13 protein-coding genes and 3 pseudogenes are annotated in these 9,132 nt (G+C 31.6%); 7 read left to right on the top strand and 9 right to left on the bottom strand.

The features are described from left to right. The 6 genes and pseudogenes from AB671_RS05495 to AB671_RS05470 all read left to right on the top strand — a co-directional run. The coding region (locus tag AB671_RS05495) for an RHS repeat-associated core domain-containing protein (RefSeq protein ID WP_066679941.1) at window positions 1-1,307 on the top strand (1,307 nt) is incomplete at its 5' end. 243 nt (window positions 1,308-1,550) lie between these two features. Beyond that, a pseudogene (locus AB671_RS22720) lies at window positions 1,551-1,733 on the top strand (RHS repeat-associated core domain-containing protein); the annotation flags it as partial. A 673-nt stretch (window positions 1,734-2,406) separates the two neighbouring features. Next, the gene (locus tag AB671_RS05480) at window positions 2,407-2,775 is read left to right on the top strand and encodes a hypothetical protein (RefSeq protein WP_066679944.1); all 369 of its coding nucleotides are present in this window, start codon (window positions 2,407-2,409) and stop codon (window positions 2,773-2,775) included. Window positions 2,776-2,858: 83 nt separating this feature from the next. Then, window positions 2,859-3,047, top strand: a pseudogene (locus AB671_RS22715) (RHS repeat-associated core domain-containing protein); the annotation flags it as partial. Between the two features lie 84 nt (window positions 3,048-3,131). Beyond that, window positions 3,132-3,677: a M91 family zinc metallopeptidase gene (locus AB671_RS22710; RefSeq protein ID WP_317040108.1), complete on the top strand. Its 546-nt coding sequence runs from the start codon at window positions 3,132-3,134 to the stop codon at window positions 3,675-3,677. 9 nt (window positions 3,678-3,686) lie between these two features. Beyond that, the gene (locus tag AB671_RS05470; RefSeq protein WP_157444136.1) at window positions 3,687-4,124 is read left to right on the top strand and encodes a hypothetical protein; all 438 of its coding nucleotides are present in this window, start codon (window positions 3,687-3,689) and stop codon (window positions 4,122-4,124) included. A 96-nt stretch (window positions 4,125-4,220) separates the two neighbouring features. Here the strand turns inward: AB671_RS05470 and AB671_RS05465 are convergent. The 8 genes and pseudogenes from AB671_RS05465 to AB671_RS05430 all read right to left on the bottom strand — a co-directional run. Beyond that, window positions 4,221-4,502: pseudogene (locus AB671_RS05465) on the bottom strand (helix-turn-helix domain-containing protein); the annotation flags it as partial. A 12-nt stretch (window positions 4,503-4,514) separates the two neighbouring features. After that, entirely contained in the window at window positions 4,515-5,039 is a 525-nt protein-coding gene (locus tag AB671_RS05460; RefSeq protein WP_066679947.1) for a hypothetical protein, read from the bottom strand. A 254-nt stretch (window positions 5,040-5,293) separates the two neighbouring features. Further along, complete coding sequence (locus AB671_RS05455; protein WP_066679948.1) at window positions 5,294-5,563, bottom strand: hypothetical protein; 270 nt, start codon at window positions 5,561-5,563, stop codon at window positions 5,294-5,296. 60 nt (window positions 5,564-5,623) lie between these two features. Beyond that, window positions 5,624-6,019 carry a hypothetical protein gene (locus AB671_RS05450; protein ID WP_066679949.1) on the bottom strand — a complete coding sequence of 132 codons (396 nt, stop codon included), beginning with the start codon at window positions 6,017-6,019 and terminating at the stop codon, window positions 5,624-5,626. Further along, window positions 6,019-6,336, bottom strand: a complete 318-nt coding sequence (locus AB671_RS05445) for a hypothetical protein (protein ID WP_066679950.1) — start codon at window positions 6,334-6,336, stop codon at window positions 6,019-6,021. Before AB671_RS05445 ends, AB671_RS05450 begins: the two co-directional genes overlap by 1 nt. A 396-nt stretch (window positions 6,337-6,732) precedes the next feature. Beyond that, window positions 6,733-7,227: a hypothetical protein gene (locus tag AB671_RS05440; protein WP_066679951.1), complete on the bottom strand. Its 495-nt coding sequence runs from the start codon at window positions 7,225-7,227 to the stop codon at window positions 6,733-6,735. Window positions 7,228-7,239: 12 nt separating this feature from the next. Continuing rightward, entirely contained in the window at window positions 7,240-7,773 is a 534-nt protein-coding gene (locus AB671_RS05435) for a hypothetical protein (protein WP_066679952.1), read from the bottom strand. Window positions 7,774-7,853: 80 nt separating this feature from the next. Next, window positions 7,854-8,195, bottom strand: coding sequence for a WG repeat-containing protein (locus AB671_RS05430; RefSeq protein WP_066679953.1), 342 nt, complete (start codon window positions 8,193-8,195; stop codon window positions 7,854-7,856). Between the two features lie 374 nt (window positions 8,196-8,569). Between AB671_RS05430 and AB671_RS22190 the strand changes: the two genes are divergently transcribed. Beyond that, on the top strand, window positions 8,570-8,737 hold the full coding sequence (locus AB671_RS22190) for a hypothetical protein (protein ID WP_157444135.1): 168 nt from the start codon (window positions 8,570-8,572) through the stop codon (window positions 8,735-8,737). A gap of 87 nt (window positions 8,738-8,824) precedes the next feature. Here the strand turns inward: AB671_RS22190 and AB671_RS05425 are convergent, their stop codons facing one another. Then, window positions 8,825-9,043, bottom strand: coding sequence for a hypothetical protein (locus AB671_RS05425; protein WP_066679954.1), 219 nt, complete (start codon window positions 9,041-9,043; stop codon window positions 8,825-8,827). Window positions 9,044-9,132 lie beyond the last annotated feature (89 nt).

Genomic DNA, 9,132 nt, shown 5'->3' with positions numbered 1-9,132 from the left:
ATATGACCAAACATTTAGATAAAGGTATTTCTTCAATTCAGTATAATTTTCTAAATTTACCAAAGCAGATTACTCAGAATGCTCAGGTAACCAATTATATTTACCGAGCAGACGGAGTAAAAGTAAAGAAGCTCTTTGGAGATATAGAAACCAATTACTTGGATGGTTTTCAGTATAAAGCACTTAAACCTTCACAAGAAAACCCAGGTGGTTTGATAGGTCCTAATGATGTAGCAGTCATGAAACTCAGAATTATACCAACTTCTGAAGGATATTTTGATGCGATAACCAATCAATACATTTATAATTACACTGATCATTTAGGCAATATACGATTGAGCTACACTGACACCAATAAAGATGGAGTTATTCAGCCTCGACAATATTTCGTAAGTGAATGTGATGGTAATTGGAATCCTCCATTTGAATTTCCTACATGTATCGATAACTGGAAACCAGGCGAAATTGTAGAAATTAATAATTATTACCCATTCGGATTGATGCATAATTATACAGCTACCACGCAGAATGCTTATCAGTATAAATATCAAGGACAGGAATTACAAGAAACTGGTTTTTACTCGTTTAAATGGAGAAACTATATGCCAGATGTTGGAAGATTTTTCAATATTGATCCGTTGGCAGAAAAATATACTCATAACAGTACCTATGCTTTTTCTGAGAATAGAGTGATTGATGCAAGAGAATTAGAAGGATTAGAAGCTGTTGATTTTCGAAAAAATGATGGATATAAAAATTTAGTAATTGGTGTCCAAGGTTATAATGGAAATGATACAAAAAAAGGTGCTACTCAATCCCAAAATGCAGGAGGTATAGATTATAGTGGTATGGGGGCATTAACGAACTTATCTAATTCTAATACTCGTGTAGTTATTTTTGACTCATCTCAGAATGAAAATACAAAAACAGATATTGCAAATACAATTACTAGTTTTAATAAAAGCCATCCAGAAGGAATTGTAGCTGCCGTCGGACATAGTTTAGGTGCTGATAATTTGGTAGAAACTGTAAATGATAAACCGCAAGTTAAAGTTGATTTATTAGTTACACTTGATATAGCTGATTACTATGACGATAATAAAATACCTTCCAACGTGTCAAAGGCTGTAAATTATTATCAAACTAACGATTTTCCAGGAGGTGAAAAGGTCGAATCAACCAGTGGAAATAGCAGTTCAAAAATTATTAATGTAAAAGTAGATTCTACTCATAGAAATATAGACAATGATATGAGTAAAACAGTAAATAATGTTGTCAATAGAGAATTAACTCCTGAAAAAAAATGAAAAATAAAATAGATTCATTTATACTCGTTTTAGCTACTATTTTTATAATAATTGCCATAATACTCCAGCGTGATTTTTTAATAAATTGGGTTTTAATAGGCGGTAGTATAGTATTACTAAACTATTTATTTATCTTAAAAAGTAAAAATTATAAGATGATAAAGCTTTTTTTTAATACTTTTTTGATAATAGTTTATTTTATGATTTATTACTATGCTATTTTGCTAACACAAAAGTAAGAACTATAAGTACAACGGGAAGGAACTCCAAGAGACCGGAATGTATGATTATGGCGCAAGATTTTATATGCCGGATATTGGAAGATGGGGGGTCGTAGATCCTCTGGCGGAAACTTCGAGACGTTGGTCAACATACGCTTATGCTTACAATAATCCAATGAGATTCATTGATCCAGATGGAATGGAAAATAAGGATATTCATATTTTAGGTAAATTAGCTCAACAAGGCTTTGATCAACTACAAGCAAGTAGTAAACTTTCAATGGAATTTGATGAAGAATCGGGGAATGTAACTACAGGAAATTTGAGTGAAGAACAGTATATGAAACTATCAGCTACAGATCAAGTATTATATGATGGAATAAAAAATGAGAAAGTAGACTCTCAAATATATGCTGAAAATGATAATATTACTCCAGATGGAGGGTTAATACCGGGAGGATCTTTTGGTGGTGCTACCTATGACAAAAGCACTGGGAAAGTAATTGCTAAGCAATACGTTAATCCTTCTGTTCTTGGAAGTGCAGAGAGTTTTTCAGGAGCTCCGAAAGGTACAGGAATGCTACATGAAGTTGCTGAGAATGCTCTTATTGGTGAAATAGCTTTAAAAAGAGAAAGTTCCGTTCCTATGGATAGCAAAGCTAATCCAAGTCCAATATTCCAATTTGCACACGATGTAACATCATTGATGATGCCTCAAGATAATATACTTATTCTAGTAAGGCAAAATTTTGATACAGTTGGAATGAGTGTTAATCGTTATTGGGAAGGTGTCGCTAAAAAAGTTGATGTTAATGGTAAAGTACAAACGAAATCTCTGTATAAGGTTGATATTAATAACAAAAGATTAAGAAAATAAAATGAGAAATATATTTTTTTTATTAGTTATTGTGTTTGTTAATTTTGGGTGTCAAACTAAAAAAACTATTGTTAGTTCAAAACCGTTTGATATACAACGAAACATTCTAACAATTCGGGAAAATGAAAAAGTTTATGTTCTAATTGCCGATAACAATGATATAATTGAAGTCTTTAACCCCCCATTTAATAAATCAACTATTTGTAAAAAGATAGTTTTAAATAAAAAATATAACTTTAGGGTTTTCCCCGTAAGTGATTTAATACAAAGAGGTATTGAATCTCCAAATGAGTATATTTTAAATGACTCAACTATAATTAAATACAATAATTACTATTCCTTAGAAAAATTTGAACTTCTTTGCAAATAATCAAAATATTATGCATACCAAAGCTTCGCCAAGTTTATGATTTTACGTTGATAATAAAAAAACCTCGCATTTTGCGAGGTTACTATAACTATAAGTACAATGGTAAAGAACTTCAGGAAACGGGAATGTATGATTACGGCGCAAGATTTTATATGCCGGATATCGGAAGATGGGGTGTTGTTGACCCACTGGCGGAGAAGCATAGGAGACACTCACCTTATAATTATGCAGTTAATAATCCAATAAGATATATAGATCCAGATGGAAGGGATATAAGAATCGGTGGACAAGTATATTCGTATCAAAAAAATAGAGATTATAAAAAAATAGGTAATGATTTCGAAAGAAATGCTTATATGGCTGTAGATAAATTATATTCTTCGGGGGCAATGAAAATTGATGTAAATGGAAAAAAAGTTGATATTCTACAAACTTTAATTTCTGATAAAAAAAATACGATTAATATAGCCCAACAGACACCCGATGCAAATGATTATCAAAAAAATGGAAATACTTATGATCCTGGTACAAAAACTGTAAATTGGCGTGATAAGGATGGTGCTTCATTTAGAAAAGATGTTACTAAACCTAATTCAGGAACTAATCAAGGAAAAAATTCTGCTACTTCATTACTGTCTCATGAATTGATTCATGGCTTTAATCACACCCAAGATATTAATAATAATACAAATTATTACTCTAACCGAAAAGCAGACAAAACAACCGCTAATGAAGGGCTAATAACACCTAGTGGAGTAAATTTATCTTTTTCAAATGCAGAAGAAAAATATACTACAGAGCTAACAAATCAGGTAAATGATAATTTAGGAGAAGATAAAAGGGCTAACTATGGAAAAAATTATTATGAAACTAAAAGTCCGGAAACAACAGATCCTAAATAAATCAATGTAATGAAAAAGTTCGTATTATCTTTAATATTAGTAATATTTATGTCTTGTCAGTCTACTAAAAAAATATTGAATGTATACATTCATAATTCGTCAGTAGATGGCAGTGAAATATTTGGAAACCCTAAAGAAGGTTTTTTTGGAAAAAATGCAAAAGATATAAGAAAAATAAATGTTGATAACTCTAAGAAGTATGTTGATGAATTAACTATCATAAAAGGAAGACTTCTAAAATCCCAATATTCTTTTAATGCAAGTACATTATTATCTCCAAATGGGGAAGATATTCTTGATGGTTATTATACTTATGCTTTTGAATGGAATGAAAATATTTTATACAGTGATGAAACAATGAAATCTTGGTTATATATTGACGAACATAATAATGTTATTAAAACACTATATTTTGAAAGCCATATTTTGGATAAAAAATTTAAATAATTTTGATTATCCCTACCGCTCCGCACGATTTTATCGTGTGTGGCAAATAAACAAAAAACCTCGCAAAATGCGAGGTTTTTTTATTTAAATAACGATTTACTTATAAGCTTTTCTCGCATTAAAATCTCTGATTGTAAGGTCAAGAAATCTTGTAACCAAAGCTTTATCTTCTTCGTTCATTTCCTGTATTGCTTCAATTTTTTTCAGAAGATCTTTATCCTTAATAGAAACTGTTTCATCGTTCAGTAAAGCATCACTTGAAATCCCTAAAGCATCGGCGATATTTTTAAGCGCATCTGCAGGCGGAATACTGCTCCCCAACTCGTAACGAGAAAGACTTTTATTATTCACTTGAGACTTTTCCGCAAGTTCAGCTTGCGAAAGTCCTTTTTACAGATATGTTTTGAAGTCTACATAAAAAGTGCAATTTGGAAAGAGTTCTTCCAAGACAATTAATTGCTCTAAAATACCATCATTATCTAATTTCGGGAAAGTGCCATCTTCTGCTTCCCTTAAAGATGAAACATACAGTTCTTTAAGATTTTTTAAATGGTTCAACTCGGACAAATCTTCTAATATAATGTTGGTACGCCAGATGTCCAGATATTCTAAATCGGTTAATTTATTGAGATAGGGCAAACTGTTTTTTGTGATGTTGGGATGCTTCATCAGGGTAAGACTTTTCAGCTTCTGCACTTTGGAGATATGCTTTACACCTTCATCTGTAACAGCGGTCTCTTTCAGATAAATAGAATGAATAATCTTCACTTTATCGGTAAGCATAGCGAAATACTGATCACTATAATCAGAATCATCAACGCCCGCAACAACTGAAACTTCCATAGGAATATCTTTGGAATCATTTACTTGACAAAAATGCCACCAAAATGTTTTTTCTTCGCCTTTGAGTTTCATATTTTCCGATTAATTTGTATAATTCTAACTGATTGATAAGTTACGTACTTATTTAAATCCTAAAGTTTTTTGCATCATGTTTTTTAAGATTATTGATTTTGAATGAATAATACATAAACAATTGTTCTGGTGGATGTTTTGCGTTATTGCCTCTCAAAAGTAAAAAAAACACGATGATATTTGCTTTGGGAATATCAACTTGTCCTACAAAAACTTCTTAACCTTTATACATTTAGAATTTAAAATCATCACTTTCAATAATCACATGGAATTGTATCTTCTGTATCCCTTGCAATTGGAACTCCCTGAGGATTAAGAATCATCGCTTCCTGAATATTAGTCTTATGAAGTGTGGCTCCGCTGGCAATCATTTTATAGCCGTTTTCGTATTCTGTAAAATAGCCGCTCGGATAGGCAGAATATCCATTGGGTAAAAGCACTTTTATCTCGTGCTGAAATCCCCAGGAAATTACTTTTTGGTTGAGAATGTATTTTTCAAATGCCTCGTAAAAGTTTTCTGTCATTTTTATGATGGATTATTTGTTAAGTTCTAAGATGAATGCTAGTACTATTTTCTTATTTAATTACCTGTTGTTTAAGAGTTCCAAAATCTGAATAATCTCCACAATTTGATTCAATTCAATATTGAGGCTTGTATTTTCTGCTGACTTCATTGTTACTCCCTGTTCTTTTTCACTGTATCTCAACAGAAGCTTAGAACCTTCTGTTTCCCATACATAGCTATCGTCTTCTGTGATTTTATAAAGTTGCTTGGTGTAAACTTCCTTGACGTAGGCTGTGTCTTCCCAGATCTGTGTTGCGATTGCGGTGAGCAAATCAATTAATTCTTCCGCATCAGATTTTGTCAAAACACAATATTCTTCATCTTCTGCATTAAGCTGAAGACTAACGTGAAATTTATTTCTGTGGATCAGTACATTTCCTTTTTTGACGAACCAGCTGTATATTTTTTCTTCCATTATGAATTGTTTTGAGGTGTCCACATTTTTAGGAATTTAAATTTCGTCGAAAACTCTTTTCTTGGGCAGAAAGCCAGGCAAACTTCCCTGTCACCGAGCGCAGATTCGGTAAGAACAACAAGATTTTCATCATTCTTAAACCTTTCAAATTCGGCTTCATAAACGATGCATACCACTTTTTTGAATATCCCATTGATCCAGGTTTTCATATTTTCATTGGTTTCAAACCTCAGGTAACAGGCCAATGAAGCATGGGCCGTGATTACGAAAACCAATTTATCAGGTACGTCGTGTTTTATCAGGATGTACATTTTCATTTAAACTATTTATTATTGAGTTCCAATCTGTGTTTTACACTATTTTATATTAACAACAGGTAAATTCGCTTGTATCAATCTGCTTTGGGGTTATGTAGAACGAATATATGCCTCATGTGAGTTAATAAATTGGTAAAATGTAGCTTAACTTATACTGGGATTTTTATTTACAGCTACACAATTCTGCTTACTTTTTATACTTGTGTCATGACTAATACGGATTTGCAACAGCTTGACCGTTCCTGTCAAAAAATAACTCTTTATCATTTTTAAAAGCCTTAATATATTTTTTATCGTACATAACGTTAATCTAACGCTATAATTTCTTTACCTGCTGTATTCACCAATCCCCATTTTTTATTGATATTCACCTCTGTACAGCGTGAAAAATTAAAATTATTCAAACTTTTCGTAATTAATATAAAGAACGCAGGAAGGGATGGTGTGCTTCATGGTGACGGCATGATGCAAGAGATACTCCTCCTCTTTATTTTCAGAAGAAACATAGAGTTCTTTAAGCTTCTGCAATTGAGAAAGCCCTGGCAAATCTTCCAGTGTAATCCCGGTTTTGATAATGTCGAGATAGGTGAGTTCGTGGAGTTGATTAATCAACGGAACCGATTTTGCCGTAATTCCTTTATGCTCTCTCAAGGTAAGTTCATACAAACCTTTTACTTTACTGATATATTCTACACCCTGGTCTGTAATATTGTTAAACTTAAAATAGAGTTTATGAATAGTAGGAATTCTGGAAATCATTGTTTTAAGAAAATCATCATCAAGCTCGGTATCAATAGCCCGGTAACTGTTGAGTTCTTCAGGAATCTCTGCAAGACTCCCGATACTGAACTCGTTTCGCCAAAAATGTTTTTCTTTACCTTTCAGATGCATAAAGAAGTTGGTTTAATTATTTAAAACTTCTACTTTGTCGATGTTAAAAGAACTACATCTATTAGATGAATTATTTTCTAATATATTATCAACACACGACCAGCCAATTTCAATTTTCTTTGTTGTTCCTGAATTAGCATCTTTAAAAAATATTGCTTTTTCTGTGTCATCCCAATATTGCTCTCCATATTCACTTTTCATCAGTTTTAAAATAATTGTTTCTGGAAAATCATATACGCTTGTGTTAATATTATAAACAATGTAGTGCTTGTCAATTTTCACATACTCATTACTGAAATTAAAAAACCATAAATATCCTCTACATTCGGGTTTATTACAAAAAATTTCATCCGTTTTATTCAATCTGAACTGCATTTTTAAATAAATAACATCTCCTTCTTGTTTTTCTTTCTTAAATCGGTATTGCAGCGCTTTGTCACTTTGAATAAATCTCCATTCTCCAAATAAATCAGCTTTAGCTTTTTTCTGCGCATTTACTGCAAAAGTTGTTGCTATAAAAAGACAAATGGTAATTAGCTTTTTCATGATTTAAAGTTTTTAGTTAGTTTTTATATTTTTCTTGTGCTGCTTTCGCAGCTTCTATTTTCTTTTTATCGGGTGGTTTACTATTCTATTTCTTTCCCCGTTTTATCAATATAGAATTTTCTTCCATCTTTTTCAACTTCCATTTCATCATTATCAAATATTGCCCCTGTTTCGTCATATATTATAGGAATAACTACCTTTCCGGTCTTATCAATAAATCCCCGTTTTTTATCAATTTCAACACATGCAAGCCCACTTGAGAATTTATAAGCAAAATCATATTTAAATGGAAGAACTTCTTTTCCTTTTTTATCAATAAACCCCCATTTTTCATTCACCTTAGCAGGCACAAGACCTTCACCGAAAAACCTACCAATACCATCATATTTGATAGGGATAATTTCTTTTTCTTTTTCCACCATCCCGAATGATGGCATCGTTAATTTTACTGCTATGCTTCAGGGCTTGCTCTTTTTCAAAAAAAACTGTCCATAAGCTTTATATTGTTCTCTTGTTTAGTAGATCATCGAATAGCTTTTATAGAGTTACTGTTTCCTTATCTCTAATTAATTCGTGATAGGTATCATAAACATGTAAATTGTGTATTTTAAAATACTTTCTTCATATAAGTCTATAACAAGCCTCGCAATTGAGGTATTCTTTTTTTTACGTCAAGATTTGTCGTTTAATCCTTTTATTTTTTTAAATAATTATCTTACATTATGATTTATAAATGAATATGCTTTTTTATTAAAATTAATTCGTTCTATTGAATCACTAATTTAAATAACTAACCATGAAAAATACAATCTCAGTTTTAAGTTTAATTGCGACTTTACTACTATCATCCTACGCTAATGATACACAGGAAAATGTCGCTGAGAATATCAGTAGAGAAAAGTCTGACACCAATCTTCAATCGAGGCAAAGTAATAATAAACAAAGCATAAAAGAAATACAGTAAAGTGAGAAAAAAGTACTTATTAAAGATTTTTTAAATTCTAACTATATAATTGTATCTAAAAAAGGAGTCAGTTTTTGACTCCTTAATTTATTTCGGCAACATTATCATTCGCGCGTTAGGACCTATTCGTATTGCAATTTTATTTTCATCAGCCATTCTCTTTAGAAAAGCATTTCTGTCTTCAAGTGACATATTTAGTATGTGGTCAAAATCAGCAAAGCCATTTCCATTATTTCCGCCAGTTTCATCATGCTTTTTCTTGACTATCTCTAATATTTGTGCTTCTAATTCCTTAATGTTTTCCATCAGGTAAAGATACTGAGAAATTAAAACGATACTTTAATTTTATTCCTCATTTTTAGGTTTGAAATTCCTGCCGACACCTTGTCGGATTA

It is taken from the genome of Chryseobacterium sp. BGARF1 (genome assembly GCF_001677955.1).
GTDB lineage: Bacteria > Bacteroidota > Bacteroidia > Flavobacteriales > Weeksellaceae > Chryseobacterium.
The sequence above is the reverse complement of the archived record's forward strand: the minus strand, read 5'-3'. Positions and strand labels throughout refer to the sequence as shown.